We start from the raw sequence: 19,951 nt of genomic DNA, 5'->3' as shown, positions 1-19,951 counted from the left end.
TGACATCTAATTTATTCTTTTCATAACATCCCGCTGGATTTTTCCTTTACGTATAACTATGGCAGGGCTCCCCTCTAATAAAGATCTCGAACGTCTATATTTCTGAGTAACCCATTCTGTTGTATAGATAAGTGCTCCCCATATCGTTATCGCAAATATAACTTGAGAAATTCCTACTTCAGGATCATAAAGTCCATTACCAACTAACTCACCTAATACTAAAGCTGCGATAAAATCAAAAGCTGTGATTTGTGTAATTTGGGATTTACCTAATACTTTTGTTAAGACAAAAGAGCAAGAAACCCTACTAAGCTTTCAACTAGGATTTTTACAAAATTCATATCCATATGATTCACCATCCCGAAAGAAAAGTGCACAAGCTTTTATACATTATGGCCAACGTCTAATCGATACATACTTAATAATAAGAAAAAGCTGACGGCATTGTTCCGTCAGCTTAGTTCTTTAATCATTGTTACATGAGGAATTCCAGCATCCATAAACTCATCAGAAATCGTTTCGTAACCAATTCGTTTATAAAATTCTTCCGCATGTGTCTGTGCATTTAATTTTGCTTTTTTGACCTTTTGTGAGACTAAATAATCTTCCATTTCTTGAATGATTTGTTGTCCATAATGCTTACCGCGTAATTCTTTCAGAACACAGATTCTTTCGAATTTACCGTAATCGTCTAATAGTCTTAGGCGACTAGCAGCAACGGGTTTTTCATCTAAATATCCAACAAAATGAACTGCTTCACTTTCGTGTTCATCTACTTCAATTTCTGGCGGCACGTTCTGTTCTTTAATAAATACTTCCGACCGAACCTGATAGGCATCTTCCAACTGTTCTTTTGTGTCAACTAGTTTAATATTCATTTAGTTACGACCTAGTTTAAATGTTTCATAAACAGTCCAAGAACCATCTTCTAATTGGTATAACAATTGGAAGCGATCAATATGGTCTTGTAAGTCGAATTCTAACATTCTCATACTACCGTACACATCTGAATGCTCGTCCTCTGATAAATCTTGACTGATTGTAATATGAGGCACAAAAGCGAATTGTTGTGATACAGGAAACTTACCTTCATTCATTTTTTGATTTAAACTTGTTAAAGTGTCATTTGGCTCAACCTTTAAATAAACTGTGTTTGTAACAGGACTAAATGAGCTAACCTTTTTAATCTCAATATCAAATGGGTTAGTTTCTGCAGCAATTCGATCGAGTTCAGACGTAATGTCTTTAATCTCATCTGGAGTTGCTTCAAAACGTTCTTTTAACGTAATATGTGGCGGAATTTTATTATATCTCGGATCATATCTCTTTCTGTAAGAGTTAGCGATGTCTTGAATTTCTTTAGATGGAAAAACTGCGATTCCGTAGTTTAATGTTGACATGTAATTCCCTCCTAATTAATAATCTTAGCGTATCATATAAGGTCTATTTTCTATTATAACAAAAAACAATTAATGTTTCCTCAATCTATAGACTCAATTGTTAAAAATTTTCTTAATGGCCTCAGGTAAATCTTTCTGCCATTGCTTCCAAGTGTGTTTACCTTCTAATTCTTTATACACATAATCATTAACGAGATCTTCTAACATGTTATTAAGTTCTCGGTTAGGGGATAGAAAGTCTTCGGTGCCATCTTTTGTAGTAGGAACTTCTGTTTCATCAAGTCCAATTGTATGATAAATCGTCATGTTTGCTATTTCATTAGATTCTTTAACAGCTTCTATCACTCTGTCATCGACGTAAGGGGATTGCATGATGACTTTACCAAAGTTATTCGGATACTTGATGGCTGTCATTAAGGACAATGTACCTCCTAAAGAATCCCCCATTAAAACACGTGTTGAACCGACATGATAACTAGGCAATTCCTTTTCAAGCATCGGAATCACTTCAAAGACTAAAAATTTCATATAGGCATCATTTTTCGCCATCAGGATGATATTTATCCCAACGATCGTAACGATCTTTATAATGTATACCTGCAAAGATTGTATTTTCAATTTCACTTTTACTGTGTAAACGATCGCTAACAGTAGCGGCTCGTCCTAATTGATAATAATCGTCACCATCTTGCATGATGCAAATGTGATACTTATAAAGAGGTGAGAAGTTTTCTGGCTTATAAATTTTAATAACAAATGTTTCATCTAAATATTGACTCTTAATTTCCTTATCCAACATCGTACCCTGTCTACCCAAAATTAAACCTCCATCTGTAGCGTTGCAAGTTGTATAAAGAACTTTCAAAATAATTTTATCACAAATAAAATAGATATCGAACTTTAAGCAACTACAAATATATTCTGATAAATTAGTTAAATTAATCAAACCTTAGAAATTTGTCCAGTGATATAATAGTTATATAAGGGGGTATGACGATGACGGTGCATTCTCATATTAATAGTAAGGAAATTGAACAGGCTGCAAGAGACAGGTTGCAAGAACGAGGAGTGTCCATTCGTGATATTGCAGATGTCGTTTATTTAATGCAACACCCTTATCATTCATCGCTTACTATTGATGACTGTATTGAAAGTGTCGATCGCGTACTAGAGAAAAGAGAAATCCAACACGCTATCTTAGTTGGAGTGGAATTAGATGTATTGGCAGAAAAAGAGCTTTTATCTGAACCACTTCAATCATTAATTGCTAAAGATGAAGGTCTTTTTTGGAGTAGATGAAACCATTGCTTTAGGTGCTGCACTAGGTTACGGAAGTATTGCCGTTACCACCTATGGTCACCTAGACAAACAAAAGTTGGAGTAATAGAAAGATTAGATACAAAAGAAGGGGAACGTTGCCACACGTTTTAGACGATATCATTGGAAGTATTGCTGCGAATGCTTCTAGCCGTATTGCACATAGGTATAGAGATCTTTTAGATGGAATGACAGAGGAAGATTTAATTATTCAAGATGAGGAAGACCGGCTGTAATGATTAATATAATAATAAGAAGTGCCTACCCCCAATAAAAGGTTACGGTAGGCGTTTCTCTTTTAAGATTAAAGCTTACTTAAGCACAATTCGATTGCGTTATTCAAATCCGTTTGTGACCAGCTTGCAAGTTGGGGCTGCTCAATCGCCATCTCATGTGAAGGTGGAATGTGAATAAACCCAGCTTGATCAACTAACCCGGTTGTCTTGGCATAATGTAGAGCTTGATACATGACATGATTACATAAATATGTTCCAGCACTATTTGAAATTGACGCTGGATAACCATGCTGTTTCATAATACCGACCATCTCATAAATGGGTAATGTCGAAAAGTATCCATCTGGACCATCATCTACAATTTTCTCCCCTGATGGTTTGTAGCCTTGGTTGTCTTCTGGACCATCATTACAATTAACCGCTATTCGTTCTGGTGTTATGTGCCTCCGATTACCAGCCAGACCTAATGCTACCACAACATTTGGCTTCACTTCCTCAATCGCCTTAACCATCTCCTGTCCTGAATGATTAAAATCAACAGTTAATATACGACTTGTTATTTCATATTCATCGATGGTTTTACCATTCAAATATTGAGCAATTTCCACTGTTGGGTTTTTCTTAAACATCAAGAACGGCTCAAAGCCAGTAAGTAAAATTTTTTTCAAAATTTATATCCCCCCTTATAGATGTCTTAAATACCTTGTAGGGTTTTTTCATTAAATAAACATATAACCACCAACATTAATCTAGTTTATTATGGGTGTTTTTTTACAATAAATAGGAAGAAATGACGTTCTTTAGTTGTGGAACCCTAGTTAATTCTTTTAATTCTAAACAACATGATAGATACTATTTATTAAATTTTATGAATAATAATTCATTTTTCAGATAATTAATCATATAGTTCTACTTAAATTGGGACATGTTTACCATATTAAGGTTAACCATCTAATACTTAGTAATCATTTCCATTTTTAAGGAAAAAATTCGACAATATTTGACAGAAAATGTTCTTCTCTTTCTATTATATTAACACTAACAATCAAGATTCTACATTAGAAATTTTTACAGGAAGGAGGATTGCTAAATTACAACAGGACTCTTCATAGTTTTTAAAAATTGGGAGGAGGAAATTCATTGTCTAGATGGGTTAAATTGATCGTTTCATTGACACTAATATGGACGATGGCAATGCCAAGCATGGTATTTGCCGAACCAGGTAATGCATCTACTTCATTGAAAGAGTCAACTAAGACAGTTCAACAAAAATCAGTAAACGATTGACTCAAGAATTCAATGCAGAAGAAAATGTGACATTCTTAGTCAAATTTAAAGAAAAGGCTGATGTACAAAAAGTAGCTAAAGAAGCAAAGAATAAAGCACAGAAAAATGGTCTAACTTCATTTAATGCGGAATTGCAACAACGTTCGTCTGTCATATCAGAATTAAAAGCAACTGCAGATATTTCTCAGGCTAACGTTAAGAATTTCTTAGAAGAGGCAAAGCAAGAAGGTGTGGTTAAAGATTACCATTCTTACCATATTGTTAATGCTATTGCTGTTACTGCCAATAAAAGGTGGCTGAGAAACTAGCATCTTTCAATGAAGTTGAAAAACTATTACCTAACGAAACTAGACAATTAAATAAAGTTTCAGTAGATTCGGATGCTAAAAAATAGAATCCGAAATTACTAATGTAGAATGGAACGTTGAACAAGTTAATGCACCAGAAGTATGGGATATGGGTATTGACGGGTCAGGTATCGTAGTTGCTGCTCTTGATACAGGTGTTCAGTGGGATCACCCAGCATTAAAAGAAAAATACCGTGGCTATGATGCATCAACTGATGAGGTTGATCACACCTACAGTTTCTACGATCCAGTTTATGGTGAAGAAGCTGCATATGACGATCATGGACATGGTACCCACGTTACAGGTACTATGGTAGGTAGTGAGCCTGACGGATCAAACCAAGTTGGGGTAGCCCCGGGAGCTCAATTTATTGGAGTTAAAATATTCAACTCTAGTGGAAGTGGTTCTGATGTGGATATCCTAGCTGGTGGTGAATGGATATTAGCTCCAGGTGGAGATGTAACTAAAGCTCCAGATGTTGTGAACAACTCTTGGGGTGGCGGTCCTGGTTTAGACGAATGGTATCGTGATGTTGTTAAAGCTTGGAGAGCTGCAGGAATTTTCCCAGAGTTCTCAGCTGGTAATACAACACTTACGAACCCAGGCGGTCCAGGGTCAGTTGCTGTACCTGCAAATTATCCTGAATCTTTTGCAACAGGTGCAACTGATAGTGATAATAACTTGGCAAGCTTCTCTTTAGAAGGTCCATCTCCATACGATGAGATCAAACCAGATATTTCAGCTCCTGGCGTCAACATCCGTTCTTCAGTTCCAGGCGGTGGATATGAAGGTGGTTGGAATGGAACGTCTATGTCAGGGCCAGCAGTATCTGGTGTCGCAGCATTATTGTTAGAAGCTAATGCTGGCTTATCTGTTGATGACATGGAAGAAATTTTAATGTCAACAGCAACTCCGTTAACAAACAGTGAATATCCAGAATCACCAAACAATGGTTTTGGTTCTGGTTTAGTTGATGCTTATAACGCAGTTTCATCTGTAATGGATGGTTTAGGTACAATTGAGGGTGCTGTTACTATGGAAGGTGAGGATGAAGAAGCGCCTACTTTTGAACATGATGCACCTGAACAAGCATTCTCCGAAATGGATTTAGATTTATCTATACAAGCTAGTGACAACGTAAGTGTAACGTCTGTTGAAGTTAGCTATGTTAACGAAAACGGTGACGAAAACACAGTTGAAGCTACTCGTACTGAAGGTAACTTTAAATCCGGAATATTCGAGGCGACTATTCCTGGAGAAGATGTATTAGAAGGTGAATTGACTTACTCAATTACTGTCAGTGATTTTGGCGGTAATGATGTTGTAAGTGATGACTATACTGTTGCAATCGATTCAGGAATTACGGTCGGTTACTCAAGTGATTTTGAGGATCCTGCAATAGGTTGGCAAGTATATGGTGACAATATCTCTTGGGAGCGTGGTGAGCCGACGTCAGGTCCAGGAGAGGCAGTTTCTGGTGAAAATGTTTATGCAACTGGTTTAAGTGGTGATTACAACAATAGTGAAAACTCAACCTTGTTAATGCCTCCAATTGATTTACCGGAAGGCGACTCTTTCTTACAATTTGAAAGCTGGTATAACATTGAATCTGGTTGGGATTATGGTAATGTCTTTATTTCACAAGACATGGAAAACTGGGAGTCATTACAAGAGTTAACTGGTGATGATGAAGCGTGGAATACAATGGAGCTTGATCTATCTGAATATGCTGGTGAACGTGTCTATATAGCATTTAACTTAGATTCAGATAGCATTATTACTAGAGCGGGTTGGTATATCGATGATGTAACCTTAACCGATACTTCAATCGGTGGTAATAAAGCATCAATCCAGCCTAAGAAAATAATCGATAAAGCTAAGAAAGATGCTCCAGAAGTAGATCCGTCTAAGATTGAACCACTTATGAAGAAACCAGCTTCTGATTCGTTAGAATTAAATGATGAAGAAGTAAGCAACCTTCCACTTGGTGCGCAGGTTTCTGTACTTGAAAGTGGCAAGTCAGTAAATACAAATCCAGCTGATGGAAGTTTCTCATTCGTACATCCAGCAGGTGAGTTTACAGTTAAAGCTGAAACTTATGGTTTCGCTTCAGAGGAACAATCGGTAAACTTAGAAGCGGATGAAACGGTAACAGCTAATTTTGTTTTAGAAGAATTACCTCAAGCAACATTATCGGGTCAAGTTACTAGCGCAAACTCTGGTAACCCTGTAGAAGGGGCAACGTTACTATTGGTAGAAGATGCTAACGTTGATCCAGTACAAACAGATGCTAACGGTAATTATGATCTAACAGCATACGAAGGAACCTATACTCTTAAAGTCTATGCTCAAGGTTTCCACGGTGACGAGTTCGAGGTTAATCTCGATGGTGACCAAGAACTTAACATTGAATTGGAGCCGATGTACACTTACCCAGGTGGTGAAATTGGTTACGATGATGGCACAGCTGAAAACGCTCGTGCATTCTATGATGCGGGCAATAAGTGGGCTGTTAAGATGTCTCTTCCTGAAGGGGAGGACGAAGCTGTCGTAACTGATGGTGTCTTCCAATTCCACGGAACAGATTGGCCTAGTCCAGGCGGAACTGAATTCGCCGTAGAAGTTTGGGATGCTAGTGGTTCTGATGGTTTACCTGGTGAAAAATTAGCAGGACCTATTGATGCTGAGGCTATTAGAGACTTAGATCAGTGGACAGTTGTTGATTTACGTGAATATAACATTCAAGTAGATGGTGACTTCTACATGGTCTATGTACAAACGGGTGCTAACCCTAATGTACCAGGGCTAGCAACTGATGAAAGTAGTCCAAATGCTGAAAGAAGTTATCAGTCTGTAGGTGGTACGTGGTCACCATCTCCTGCTGCTGAAGGTAACTACATGATCAGAGCTCGTGTAGATTACGCAGTAGAAGACGTCCAAATCACCAATCCATCTAGTGGATTAATTACAAATGAAACTGAAATTACAGTAGAAGGTACTGCTTCACCAACTACGACAGTTCAACTATTAAATAACGGAGAAGAAGTTGGATCAGTTGAAATTGGTGAAAATGGCGAATTCAGTATGCCAGTTCAATTAGAAGAAGGAAATAATGACCTTCAAGCTATTAATATTGTTAATGGTGAACAGGCTAATGAATCTGATGTTGTATCGGTAACCCTAGATACAGCAGCACCTGAGATAACTATTGATAACCCTAGTGATGGTGATCTATTAAATAGTGAAACCGTAACTGTTGAAGGTCAGATAAGCGATGACCATTTAGACTCAGTATTGGTTAATGGTCAAGAAGCAACTGTTGAGGATGGTCAATATTCTAAACGAATCATCTTAGATAAAGGTGTTAATGTCATTGAAGTTGAAGCTTCTGATAAGGCAGGTAACACATCCAGTCAGTCAATAGAAGTAGAGGCGGATTACACTGCACCTGAAATTGAGAATCTTACACCAACAGAAGATCAAACAGTTGAGGCTGGTGAAACAGTGATCATTGAGTTTGATAGTGAAACAGACTTAGATGCTAGATTCTCAATCCTAATGCCATTAACATTTGGTGTCCAAAATGCAACTGAATTGCCAATGATGGAAATGGAAGATGGCCATTACATCGGTTACTGGACAGCACCTAAAGGATTAGAAGCAGAAGGAGCTGTTATTCAAGTAAAAGCTACTGATGAATTTGGAAACCAAACACTTAAACAAGCTGAGGGTAAAATTACAGTAGTTGAAGATGATAATGGTAATGGAAATGGGAAAGGAAAAGGAAAGGGTAAAGGTAAAAGTAAAGGCAAAGGGAACGGACTTGGCCTTGGTTTATATAAAGGAAATGGTCCAAGCCTTTGGTAAGATTACACATTAATAAGCCATAGCAAAAAGGGTGTAGAGTGAATTGCTCTACACCCTTTTTTGAGTAAAGATATGTAATTTCCACCCTTAAGTAATTAATTAGAATATTTTGTATGTTAAAATAATATTAAGTTTTAGTTAACGGGGGAGAGAAAATGAACGATTACATAGAACAGGAGCTTAATAGATTAAGGGCAAAGAAATCTATTTTATTAGCTGAGCTAGGACAATCAGTTTATTATCAATATAGAATTGGGCAAATTTATAGTGAAGAATTAAGTGACATCAGTCAGGAAATTACTGAATTAGATCAAAATATATTTAAGCTTCAAACCCAAAATACTGGTGATTATGAACAATTCTGTGGTTGTGGACACCTGATAAATAATAGAGATCAATATTGTTCTAATTGCGGAAGTGAGGTGCAAAAACAGACGAATACTGCGTTTCCAACTTGCACTCAATGCGGAGTAGAGGCGATGAGTAGGGCTGTTTTTGCTATGCATGTGGCACAAAGTTAAATGAGCAGGAGGGGGTTCGGTGATTTACTGTACTAAATGTGGTACCGGAAACCCTAATCAAGCTATTTATTGCATAGAAGATGGACATGCTTTACATCAATCAATGCAAACGGGTTTAACAAAACAAACAAGTGACATGGTTTGTCATAATTGTGGTTCCGATCAAGTGAGTGGTGCCCAGTATTGTTATTTCTGCGGTGAATCGTTTGAGTGTGTCATACATAAAGTACCAGAAAGAGTTAAACCTAAGGATCATAATATAAAAATGAACGATTTTAAAAGGCCTTTATTACTAGCTATACCTTTTGCTTTGTTATGTATCGTTTTTTATACGTCTTTTCTGCATTTTCATTATCACTAACAGACAATCACTCATATGCAGAACCCTTCCAACATGATATGGAAGACTTTGAACAAGTTCAATGGGGGGGTGTCGTATCGTTATTTACTAGATTCTTATCAAATGATGAAGTTAGAGGCAACAGAAGGGGCGCAACAGATGAACTGGAGCCCTACTGTTATTTCTGCTCTGTCACCAGTAGATATAATGTTATTGGGCAACTTGGGAGAAGTCTATGTAACATTTGATGAAGTTACAAATCAAAAAACTTCAGAAACATTGACAAACCATACTATGGAATCAAAGCTCGGACTTTCTTTTTATTTGATTATAACGGTCATCACGATTGCATTAGCTGGTATGCTTTATGCATTTAGAGTTAAAGTTTCAGATGAAAAAGATTGGCTTATTCAGACGATTTCCTTTAGTTTTATTTACAGTATCATGATGTGGGTTCTTAGTATTTTAACAGATTATTCAATGGAAAAAGGGTATCAAACTGTGAATGAGGTTACGAATTATTCTTATCAATCATGGGGAGTAATGTGGAAAAGCTTTTTAATTAGTTTTGTAGTGCTTTTATCCGTGTTATCTTTCAAAAAGGTATGAAAGCTCAATCTGTTTACGCTAAAGGTGTTAAACTCGCCTCTTTAGCAGCTGTAACAATTATGAGCTTATATTTAATATTAAGTGGACTTATTATAGGTAATGTACAAGAAGAAGTTTTTATCAAGTTCTTATTGGTTCATCTCTAATTTCTGGTCTAGTATTAATCGTTCAATTATCAGTATATATGCTGAATTTATCCTTTTTAAATACATTTGAAATGAGCGGCGGAGATTTTAATCCAGAACACTTTCAATATCAAATACTTCAGACAGTTGATTCAAGTTTAAATAACCGATTAATCCAACAAGGTTTTGTGTATCTAGAAAACTACTTATGGATGATGCTTGTTATTACAATTTTAGTCATTTTATTGTACTCCTTGTCCTTTAGAAAATTCACACGAAAAATCAAACTAAGACCATATTAGTTTATAGTGGTTTTATATCTTTAATTTTTACTGGATTAACTTACGCATCTAATTTTAGTTATAGTATTGTAAGAGCAGAATTTAATGAACATTATGTGATTGGGTTTTCATTAATAACTTTATTACTTGTATCAATCTTCCTTAGTTTAATAACTAGTTTGGTTGGAACTAAATTAATGAAAATAAGTAAAAAGAATTAACTTACCAAACCGAATTATAGCTCATAAGACCTAGTTAAAGTATTTGATGTAGGTATTGTGTCTAATCTAAGTGGACTCAGTTCAATTATGAACTGGGTCTTATTGTTTATGAAAAAAGTTTAGATAAATAAAATATAAAATTATAATAGTTTGATTATATAAAATTATTTAAGTTATCTTGAAATTCTGATAATTTAGGGGTAAAATACTGTCTAGAAAAATGAATAGGGGAGGTTACGGGATTGAATGGTATTTATTTAGCTTTAATTGGTTTTGTTGTGTTCTTTTTTGGTTATCGTTTTTATTCGAAGTACATTGCAGAAAAAGTTTATAAACTTGATCCAAATTTCAAAACCCCAGCGCATGAATATAAAGATGGGGTCGACTTTGTCCCGACTAACAAATTTGTACTATGGGGGCACCACTTTACTTCTGTAGCAGGTGCGGCTCCTATTGTTGGACCAGCTATTGCGGTATATTGGGGCTGGTTACCAGCGTTTTTTATGGGTTATTCTTGGTACTGTTTTTGCTGCAGGTGTGCACGATTCAGGTACATTATTTTTGTCAGTACGTAATAAAGGACAATCTGTTGGAACTTTAGCTCACAAGCTAATTGGACAACGGGCAAAATCTTGTTTTTATTCATTATTTTAATTTTAGTTCTAATGGTAAATGCGGTATTTGCTTGGGTTATTGCCAACTTATTTATTAATAATCCGGCTAGTATATTACCAGTCTTTATCCAAATTCCACTTGCTATATGGATTGGTTACCATGTTTATAAACGTAGTGGAAGCATGTTATTACCATCATTAGCTGCGCTTGCAGTGATGTATGGAACTGCTATTCTAACTAGTTATGTTCCTGCATTACAGATTGATGTAGTCTCTTACCTAGGTGGAGAAGGAGCCACTTCTGCCTTTGGACTAGATACGACTAGCATGGCATTTTTAATATGGATACTTATATTAATGGTCTATCTTTATTTTGCATCGACATTACCAGTATGGAAACTACTACAACCGCGTGATTTTATTAATTCACACCAATGATCTTAGGTCTTGTCATTCTATATTTAGGCCTATTTCTGACAACACCAGAGGTAACAGCACCAATGACAAACCCTGCAGCAAACGATACTCCGTGGTTTCCAATTTTGTTTATCACAGTTGCCTGTGGTGCGATTTCAGGTTTCCATGGTCTGATCTCAAGTGGTACATCTTCTAAACAGCTTTCAAATGAGAAAGATGTTCGTTTTGTTGGCTACTTAGGTTCTATAGGTGAAGGTTTACTAGCTGTAATTGCGATTATTGCAGTGGTCACATTCTTTAATTCAGAAAGTGAATTTTTAGGGTTCTATAGTGACTTTAGTGCAGCTGGTGGAGGTTTAACGTCTTTGTTGATGGTGCAGCAGTACTAGCAACAGGTGTTGGCATTCCTGAAAGTGTAGCAGCGACTATTGTTGCCGTTATTATTGTCAGCTTTGCTGCAACATCGTTAGATTCAGCAGTCCGTTTGATGAGATATATTATCGCAGAACTTGGTATGGAATATAATGTTAAGTCGATTACATCTAAGCACTCAGCAACAACATTAGCAGTCGTGGCTTCGACTATTTTAGTATTATTACCAGGTGATCGTGGATTAGGTTCAGGAGGTTACCTATTATGGCCTCTATTTGGTACGATGAACCAATTACTAGCAGGTATTAGTTTGCTCTTACTATCTATTTACTTAGGACGTAAGGGACGTAATATACTTCCTGCACTAATACCGATGGGCTTCATTATGGTCATGACTCTATACGCTATGTATCTGCAAGTCTTTACCCAATGGGCCCCGTGGGCTGCGCAATCTGATTGGTTATTATTTATATTAGGGGCCGTCGTGTTTGTATTCGCAATTTGGATTGTTTTAACTGCAATATCGGTTCTCAGAAAAGAAAAAGATAATAAACTTAAAAATGTAAGTTAATATGATTAAAGCCGTGCTATTACAGTGCGGCTTTTCATCTTCATTTAGGAGGTGGGGAGGATGATTAATGTTCTCATCATTCGGCAGACTAAAGCAATCGGATCTGGTTGATGTGGTGGTATGAGTGATGACGGGTTCATCACATTATCTAATGAATTTAAACATTTAGAAGATGATTATATGAAACTTGGTAAGATGTATAATGAGTGGAAAAATAAATATGGAGAACATCTTAGCATCAATTATGTGGACCCAAAAACGTTGGTAGTGTTGCTTCATATTTATTTAAACAAGCCCAAGCTGGTATGATCACCTATAAAAAGGCTATCTTATATTTGTTTACGAAAATAAAACTAAATGCCATTTTTGTGAATGGTTATTATTTAGAAAATATTGATGATTTTGATAAAATAGTAAAACAAACACATGAAGTGGGTGTTAAGCATGGCTGAACAAAGGAAATTCTCAATTAAAAGAATGATCGAATTATATGAAGAAATGTTAAGTGTTCCTCACAAAACTGAGATTGCAAGGGAATTAAGGGACGAAGATGATTTGTTTTTATTATTAGTTTACTCAGATTTATTAGGAATACCTAATCCAGCCTTTTATTACACACTGGAACTATATCCCTACATTATTGAAAAGTTCCATGATTGGCACTTGCGTATGGGGATGGAAAAATCACCTCTTGATGGAATACGATGTTGCTAAAAGGATGTGAGACTATGAATCAGCTAACCAATCAACAAATAATATTCGTTGGAGGAAAAGGAGGGGTAGGTAAATCTACCTCTTCCGCTGCACTAGCACTCGCCTTTTCAAAGCAAGGACTAGATACTTTAGTTGTTTCCACAGATCCTGCACATAATTTAGGTGATATTTTTCATAAGCCTTTATCTCATGACAAAACACAGCTTGATCAAAACCTGTGGGGAATTGAAATTGATTCAACCAAAGAAACTAAGAGGTATATGGAACAGGTGAAAAGCAATTTACAAGGACTTGTTAAATCAAAATTAGTCGATGAAGTGAATCGACAGATCGACCTTGCAGCAGCATCACCAGGAGCAGAAGAGGCAGCTTTGTTTGATCGATTAATTTCTATTATTTTAGATGAAAAACATCATTTTGATAAAATTATTTTTGATACAGCCCCAACTGGTCATACAATTAGGTTGTTATCATTACCAGAGCTAATGAGTGTGTGGATCGACGGCATGCTTCAAAAAAGGCAAAAGATTAACGATAATTATACTCAATTATTAAATGATGGCGAGCCGATCGATGATCCAATTTATGAAATTCTGCAAAAGAGGAAAGAAAAAATTTTCATCTGTGCGTGATGTGATTTTAGATGAAACTCAAACTGGCTTTATTTTTGTGCTCATTCCAGAAAGGTTACCTATGATTGAGACGAAACAAGCGATTAAGCAATTACATCAATACCATTTACATGTCAACACATTAATTGTTAATAAAGTATTACCAGAAGCAGCTGATGGAGCCTTTTTAGAAAAACGTAGACAAATTGAACAAAAGTATTTAAAACAAATGGAAGAAGAATTTAATAAACAAATATTAATCAAGGTTCCGTTATACGAAGAAGATATTTCAGATTTGGATAAGTTAGATGTATTTTCATATCATCTACGAGGTGTTGTAAAGGAGGAAGTTAGATGAAAGCGATTATTCATCAACAAATTGAAGGGTTAGACGGATTGTCTTATTCAGATATTGATGAACCGATTGTAAAGAGTAATCAGGTGAAGGTTCAATTGAAAGCGGCTGGAATGAATAGACGGGATATTGCGGTCACTTACAGACATGGTGCAAGTGATGAACCGCTTGTGTTAGGTTCTGATGGAGCAGGCGTCATCACAGAGGTTGGTGATAGTGTTGATCAATGGCAAGTAGGTGATGAAGTCGTTATAAACCCAGGCCTTGGTTGGAAAAATATTAGCGAGGCGCCACCAGAAGGGTTTGAAATATTAGGTTTACCAGATGATGGCACGTTTGCAGAATATATTGTGATGGATCAAGATCATGTTGAAAGCAAGCCAGCTCATTTGTCCTGGCATGAAGCAGGTGTTTTACCTTTGGCTGCTCTAACCGCTTATCGTGTACTCTTTACAAGAGGGAAAGTGAAAAAGGGAGACACAGTCATGCTTCCAGGAATCGGTAGTGGTGTTTTGACGTACGCACTTAAGTTTGCAAAAGCCATTGGTGCAAGAGTCATTGTTACATCTAGAAGTCAGAGTAAACTTGAAAAGGCTAAATCACTTGGAGCTGCCCTTGCTATAGATACAAATTCAGATTGGAATGAAGTGTTAAAAGGGGAACAGGTTGATTTATTAGTTGAGAGTATTGGACGAGCAACATTTAATAAATCACTTAAAATCATTCGCAAAGGTGGAACAATTGTAACGTTTGGTTCGACAACAGAAGATACCGTCGAAATAGATATTAGACATTTCTTTTATGGTCAGTTTAATCTACTAGGGTCAACAATGGGAAGTGCAGAAGAGTTTAGATCTATGTTAGCGTTCGTTGGACAACATAATGTTAAACCAGAAATTGACCATATGTTCAATTTAGAAGATTATCTTGAAGCGTTTACGTATTTAAAAGACACTAAAAACTTTGGAAAAATCGGGTTTGATATCAGTTAAGAACTAGCCAATTTGGGCTAGTTTTTTTCTTTGTAAAAATGATAGAATATTCAGTTTACAATTAACTGACTACGTGTTTATATATATTTAATACTCGATATTGTCTCTTCCAACGATTATATATGTAGAATAATTTTAGGGAGAGATGAGTATGGTTAATTGGATTCAAGATGCAGGGCACGGCGGGGAAGACCCTGGTGCAGTTTATGATGGTAAGCAAGAAAAAGTATGGACCTTAGAAGCGGCACTATATGTGAACCAAAGATTAGATGAACTAGGAATAACTTCAACTACAACAAGATCAAATGATGTTACTTTATCAAGACACGAGCGAACAAGTAAAGTAAGAAAGTATGACCGATGTATATCTCATCATTTTAATGCTGGAGGCGGAAAAGGAGCGGAATTCATTCATAGTATTTATTCAAAAGGACAGTTTGAAAACCTTCTAACTGATGAATTCAAACGTATGGGCTATCCCGTCCGCAGAACCTTCACTAAACATTACTCAAATCAAAGCAAGCGCGACTATTATTATATGCACCGTGACACGGGAAGGTGCAGAACAACCATCGTAGAATATGAGTTTCTAGATGGTGGACACCGCAACAAATTGAGAAACAAAGAGTATAGATTGGGTATGTATGAATGTGTAGTAAAAGCTATATGCCGAGATGAAGGTGTCACTTATCATTCTGAGAATAGTGGAATAAGTCAGCCTGAAACTTTATATCGTGTAATAACTGGCTCATTTAAAAGCTTAGAGAATGCTGAAAAACGAGTTCGTGAGTTAAAAGAATCAGGTTTTAATGCTTTTATTGACCACTTAAAAGGATGAAGGAGGGATGAGGATGGACTTACTTAGCTTTATTATGGATGAAGCTTTAATTCTAGTCCCAGTATTAATGGTATTAGGGAAAATTATTAAACAAACTCAGTTAATTCCCAATCGTTTTATTCCATTATCGTTATTATTAATTAGTATTATTTTAACAAGTGTCATGTTGGGATTATCTTTCGAAGCTTTCATACAATCTATTTTAATAGCCGGAACTGCTGTATTTGGCCATCAATTATTCAAACAAACGACGACTGCTAGACAGTAAGTGAATTCAAAAACCTGAACTTTGCAATGATCAATAGTTCAGGTTTGATTTATTTAGTTGATAACTTTACTTCGCAATCCCTGTCTCTGAAATAGTGACGTTAGGTTGAATGGTCACTTCGATGTTAGGATATTGGTCTTCCCATTTAGTATTATTCCATGATCGTAATCGGCTTCTGGCTTGATCTCCGAATCCTAATGGATCAATGTTTAATTCTTTAAATGTTTCAATCATTTCTTTAGAATCTTCTATAATTCTTTCCTCTGTTTTCTTTTTTAACCTTTCAATTTTTGAGGATTTAAATCTTGACCTGTAAATTCTCTGACCGTCAGATTCATATCAATGTTAATATTAACTTTTGGTGTCTCTTTCAAATTTGACATCTTAATGCTCCGAACTGTTTTAACTTTATACAAAGAAGCATACTCATCGTTATCTAGTTCAATTAATAATTGGTCTCCGATCGTTTTTCGATGCGCCAATGTTTTAAAAGTAAATAATTGATCCTTGCTTAATATCTCAACCATTTTGTCGTCTCTTAAAAGAGCTAATCCTTTAATGGTTATTCGTTTGCCTTCTATTCCGATTAATGGAAGGTAAGGGTCACGGGCTTGATCGTAAAATTGATTAAAAAATAAGTGAATATTTGTCTCAGGTAATGGCCCTGAATCCATATTCTGCCTGAGCATATCTGAGATGAACATTCCGTTATCTTGATTACTGTATTGACCTTGTAGTAATTCTTTTGTTGTAATATCTGTAATGGCTAAATATACCCTAGACCCTACTGAAGGGTCTCTTAGAAATCCATCAGTCAGTTTTATTAATCCATTTTGTGCTAGTTCTTGACTAGCAAGTACAACTTCAATTTTACCACTCACAAAAGGTTTAGAATCACTCATATTTAACGCTTCTTCAGCGCCGCTTGTAATATTAGCAAAGGTTGTATAGGTTTCACTAGAAGTAGATTTGTCAGGATTAAATCTTGGTACGACTACCGTAATTTCATGAAGGCCATTTTCAGCCACATCAAACCCTATGGCTGTTACCATTCTTATGTTATCTAGAATATTTTTTATTTAAGCACCCACTTAAAATTATGAGACTGAACAAAAGAATGATGGCTAATCGCTTCATGATTTTTTTCTCCTTTTAAATCTGAAATAAACAATGATTAGTAATAGAGGTAAATAGACTAATAAAAGATAAAAGCTAAACTGAGAATAATATGTCGTTATTTGTTCAACTTGTTTCTGAGTTTTTAAAAGATAATTAGCACCAACTGTTATAAGTAAAATGATTATTAAGGCTTTTCGTTGACTGATTCTAAACAACTGACGAGCACCTCGGCTTGCCGCCCAATAGGATAAGCAAATGTTAGGTAAAATGACTAACCCCCAAGAAGAGATGCCTACATATTCAAAACGCTCGACAAATGGCATTTCAATCGTTTTCCACATAGTTAAAGTAGGCCAGTAAAGTTTTGTAAGATGATCAGCAGCAAAATAAGCAAGTGATATGACAATTAATATTAAGTAAAGACCGACTGTTATGACATTACCTCCATGTGCCCAAATCTTTGATTTCTCAGGATCTTTTATATATGGATAAAACATTAGAAGAGTTGCGAATCCGATATAGCTAAAAGTCATTTGTTTAGTCGCTATAAGTAAATCTTGCACTGAATGATTCCAAACAGGCAAAAGGTTTCTAAAATCGGTATATTCCAAAAGATATAAAATCGTTAAGATTAAATAAGAAGGGATAACCATTCCTAAAAAACTCACACCTGCAACAACTCTAAATCCGCCTGTGATCACGTAATAAACTAAAATACAATACACTATACTTAGATAGATAACGTTTAAATCAGGGAACATCCAAACTTGTACAACTTGTATAAACGACCTTAATACGAGAATGCTAATACCGATAAAATATATAATCCAAATGAGACTAAAGAATCCTCCAATCCACTTCCCGAACGTGTCGTAATGAATGACAATTAAATCCCCCATTACCGTATTTTAAAATTTTGTAAATAATAAAAATCAAAATGCTAATGAGTATTCCAGCAATAATGACTGCCATCCACGAATCATTTTTTAAGTAACCCACAATGTACGATTGAAAGCCTAATACTCCAACACCGATTTGAATAGAGCTAATTAAAAATATAGCTAAATAGGGGGAGACTTTATATTGATCTTTAATTTCTCGCTGTAGTTCTCTCATGTAATCCCTACTCATCTACTTCAGTTTTCTTTTTCTTAGCTTTCTTTTGATTGAACCTCATAGTATCTTGTGTTTGGGCTTCTACTGGACGTTTCGATTGTCTCGACCAAGGTAATCTAATAAACGCATCTTTTAAATCCTGAACTCGCGGGGGATAGATAGGCTCTAAATAAGGTCTTCCTAAAGAGCTTAATCTTAATAAATGGGACATCACAAACAGAAACAAATTGAAATGCCTAATAATCCCCATATATGTGCCATAAACAGAAATGGAAAGCGCAATAAACGGATTGTATTACCAATTTGATAAACAGGTGTTGTAAATGATGCTAATGCAGCAAGGGCTACAAAGATCAATAACACGTTACTCGTTAGCCCAGCTTCAACCGATGCTGTTCCGATTACAATTCCGCCCACGATACCGATTGTTTGTCCGACTTTTGTTGGCAGTCTTGCTCCAGCCTCTCTTAACAACTCAATTGCCAGCTCTAAAAATATAGCTTCTAATATTGGTGGTAATGGTATTTCACGCCTTGATGTAACCAAAATCCCTAACAAATCCTTAGGGATAATCTCATAATGATAGGTTAATACAGCTACATAAATAGGTGTAACTAGAATAGAGAAAACAACGGCAAATGAACGAATTAACCTAAAGAATGAAGCTGTTAACCAATTAAGAAAGTAATCCTCAAATGCTGAGAAAAACTCAACAAGTGTCGTTGGACCAATAATGCCATGCGGAGCACCGTCAACCAAAAATGCAACTTTACCTTCTCCAAGTACGGCGGCAATTCGGTCTGGTCGCTCAGTATCTATAAATTGCGGGAAGGGTGAATGCTGATTATCAGAGATCAGCTGGACGATATATGAACTATCAATAACAGAGTCAATTTCAATATCATTAATTCTTTGCTTTAGAGTATTGACATTCTCCTTATTCGTAATCCCTTCGATGCTAAGTATGGCAATTTTGGTTTTAGTAATTTTACCAACCGTTATTTCTTCAACTCTTAATTCTGGTATTGGTAGTCTTCTTCTTACTAAATTTAGATTAACATCTAGTGATTCGATAAAAGCTTCTTTTGGACCTACGACACTAAATTCAACTTCAGGTATATTCACGTCCCGGTGGTTATTCTTGACAGCCCTTAGAAGTATAACCTCACTGCTTTTCTCTCCGATCTGTACCATGCAGGAGCCTGACAATACTTGATGCTGAATCGTTGCAATGTCATTTGTAACTTCCATGTTTTCTATCGGAACAGAACGTTTGATATCTTCAAGTGAATGAATGGATTCCTCTTGTAGATAAGGTAAAATATCATTCTGTACTAATTTTTTATCAACTAAAGGATGAAAATAATAAAATTTTAATGGTTTAAGGCCTTCTTTAACAGTCACTTCTTTAA

17 protein-coding genes and 6 pseudogenes are annotated in these 19,951 nt (G+C 35.9%); 13 read left to right on the top strand and 10 right to left on the bottom strand.

Annotation, left to right across the window (positions count from 1 at the left end):
- Positions 1–6 precede the first annotated feature (6 nt).
- The 5 genes from JCM13188_RS21040 to JCM13188_RS21030 all read right to left on the bottom strand — a co-directional run bounded on the left by JCM13188_RS21040 (position 7) and on the right by JCM13188_RS21030 (position 2,217).
- Complete coding sequence (locus JCM13188_RS21040) at positions 7–231, bottom strand: DUF421 domain-containing protein (RefSeq protein WP_369404980.1); 225 nt, start codon at positions 229–231, stop codon at positions 7–9.
- A 221-nt stretch (positions 232–452) separates the two neighbouring features.
- Positions 453–878, bottom strand: a complete 426-nt coding sequence (locus JCM13188_RS11635) for a GNAT family N-acetyltransferase (protein ID WP_054754238.1) — start codon at positions 876–878, stop codon at positions 453–455.
- Complete coding sequence (locus JCM13188_RS11630) at positions 879–1,400, bottom strand: YjcG family protein (RefSeq protein ID WP_054754235.1); 522 nt, start codon at positions 1,398–1,400, stop codon at positions 879–881.
- Positions 1,401–1,493: 93 nt separating this feature from the next.
- On the bottom strand, positions 1,494–1,928 hold the full coding sequence (locus tag JCM13188_RS21035; RefSeq protein WP_369404975.1) for an alpha/beta hydrolase: 435 nt from the start codon (positions 1,926–1,928) through the stop codon (positions 1,494–1,496).
- A 7-nt stretch (positions 1,929–1,935) separates the two neighbouring features.
- Positions 1,936–2,217, bottom strand: a complete 282-nt coding sequence (locus JCM13188_RS21030) for an alpha/beta hydrolase-fold protein (protein WP_369404974.1) — start codon at positions 2,215–2,217, stop codon at positions 1,936–1,938.
- 179 nt (positions 2,218–2,396) lie between these two features.
- Between JCM13188_RS21030 and JCM13188_RS11620 the strand changes: the two are divergent.
- Positions 2,397–2,953: pseudogene (locus JCM13188_RS11620) on the top strand (phosphatidylglycerophosphatase A family protein).
- Positions 2,954–3,021: 68 nt separating this feature from the next.
- Here JCM13188_RS11620 and JCM13188_RS11615 read toward each other — a convergent pair.
- The gene (locus JCM13188_RS11615) at positions 3,022–3,621 is read right to left on the bottom strand and encodes a pyroglutamyl-peptidase I (protein ID WP_054754234.1); all 600 of its coding nucleotides are present in this window, start codon (positions 3,619–3,621) and stop codon (positions 3,022–3,024) included.
- Positions 3,622–4,141: 520 nt separating this feature from the next.
- Between JCM13188_RS11615 and JCM13188_RS11610 the strand changes: the two are divergent.
- The 12 genes and pseudogenes from JCM13188_RS11610 (at position 4,142) to JCM13188_RS11560 (ending at position 16,304) form a co-directional block, all read left to right on the top strand.
- A pseudogene (locus JCM13188_RS11610) lies at positions 4,142–8,455 on the top strand (S8 family serine peptidase).
- Positions 8,456–8,610: 155 nt separating this feature from the next.
- Positions 8,611–8,976 (top strand): hypothetical protein, encoded by a 366-nt coding sequence (locus JCM13188_RS11605; RefSeq protein ID WP_054754233.1) that lies wholly within the window; start codon positions 8,611–8,613, stop codon positions 8,974–8,976.
- Positions 8,977–8,995: 19 nt separating this feature from the next.
- Complete coding sequence (locus JCM13188_RS11600; protein ID WP_054754232.1) at positions 8,996–9,337, top strand: zinc ribbon domain-containing protein; 342 nt, start codon at positions 8,996–8,998, stop codon at positions 9,335–9,337.
- A gap of 69 nt (positions 9,338–9,406) precedes the next feature.
- On the top strand, positions 9,407–9,925 hold the full coding sequence (locus JCM13188_RS11595; protein ID WP_279401766.1) for a hypothetical protein: 519 nt from the start codon (positions 9,407–9,409) through the stop codon (positions 9,923–9,925).
- Entirely contained in the window at positions 9,922–10,071 is a 150-nt protein-coding gene (locus tag JCM13188_RS19140; protein ID WP_279401765.1) for a hypothetical protein, read from the top strand. Before JCM13188_RS11595 ends, JCM13188_RS19140 begins: the two co-directional genes overlap by 4 nt.
- A 723-nt stretch (positions 10,072–10,794) precedes the next feature.
- A pseudogene (locus JCM13188_RS11590) lies at positions 10,795–12,526 on the top strand (carbon starvation CstA family protein).
- 120 nt (positions 12,527–12,646) lie between these two features.
- Entirely contained in the window at positions 12,647–12,835 is a 189-nt protein-coding gene (locus JCM13188_RS11585) for a hypothetical protein (RefSeq protein WP_054754228.1), read from the top strand.
- 135 nt (positions 12,836–12,970) lie between these two features.
- Complete coding sequence (locus JCM13188_RS11580; RefSeq protein WP_054754226.1) at positions 12,971–13,240, top strand: cory-CC-star protein; 270 nt, start codon at positions 12,971–12,973, stop codon at positions 13,238–13,240.
- A gap of 14 nt (positions 13,241–13,254) precedes the next feature.
- Positions 13,255–14,209, top strand: a pseudogene (locus tag JCM13188_RS11575) (ArsA family ATPase).
- Complete coding sequence (locus JCM13188_RS11570; RefSeq protein WP_054754224.1) at positions 14,206–15,198, top strand: zinc-binding dehydrogenase; 993 nt, start codon at positions 14,206–14,208, stop codon at positions 15,196–15,198. The pseudogene JCM13188_RS11575 and the gene JCM13188_RS11570 overlap by 4 nt, the downstream one beginning before the upstream one ends.
- A gap of 151 nt (positions 15,199–15,349) precedes the next feature.
- Positions 15,350–16,036 carry an N-acetylmuramoyl-L-alanine amidase gene (locus JCM13188_RS11565; protein WP_054754222.1) on the top strand — a complete coding sequence of 229 codons (687 nt, stop codon included), beginning with the start codon at positions 15,350–15,352 and terminating at the stop codon, positions 16,034–16,036.
- 13 nt (positions 16,037–16,049) lie between these two features.
- A complete protein-coding gene (locus JCM13188_RS11560; protein ID WP_054754220.1) occupies positions 16,050–16,304 on the top strand; it encodes a phage holin family protein in 255 nt (84 codons plus the stop codon).
- A 66-nt stretch (positions 16,305–16,370) separates the two neighbouring features.
- Here JCM13188_RS11560 and JCM13188_RS21820 read toward each other — a convergent pair.
- The 4 genes and pseudogenes from JCM13188_RS21820 to JCM13188_RS11540 form a co-directional block, all read right to left on the bottom strand.
- Positions 16,371–17,374 (bottom strand): annotated as a pseudogene (locus tag JCM13188_RS21820) (Ger(x)C family spore germination protein).
- Positions 17,375–17,437: 63 nt separating this feature from the next.
- Positions 17,438–18,322, bottom strand: coding sequence for a GerAB/ArcD/ProY family transporter (locus tag JCM13188_RS11550; protein ID WP_279401764.1), 885 nt, complete (start codon positions 18,320–18,322; stop codon positions 17,438–17,440).
- Positions 18,261–18,539 carry a GerAB/ArcD/ProY family transporter gene (locus JCM13188_RS11545; RefSeq protein WP_054754214.1) on the bottom strand — a complete coding sequence of 93 codons (279 nt, stop codon included), beginning with the start codon at positions 18,537–18,539 and terminating at the stop codon, positions 18,261–18,263. The genes JCM13188_RS11550 and JCM13188_RS11545 overlap by 62 nt, the downstream gene beginning before the upstream one ends.
- Positions 18,540–18,546: 7 nt before the next feature.
- Positions 18,547–19,943 (bottom strand): annotated as a pseudogene (locus tag JCM13188_RS11540) (spore germination protein).
- Between the last annotated feature and the right edge of the window lie 8 nt (positions 19,944–19,951).

Origin of the sequence: Piscibacillus salipiscarius JCM 13188 (assembly GCF_001311865.1) — a bacterium.
In the GTDB taxonomy this organism is placed as follows: Bacteria; Bacillota; Bacilli; order Bacillales; family Alkalibacillaceae; genus Piscibacillus; species Piscibacillus salipiscarius.
Note: the sequence above shows the minus strand (reverse complement) of the source record. Positions and strands in the feature narration are given on the sequence as shown.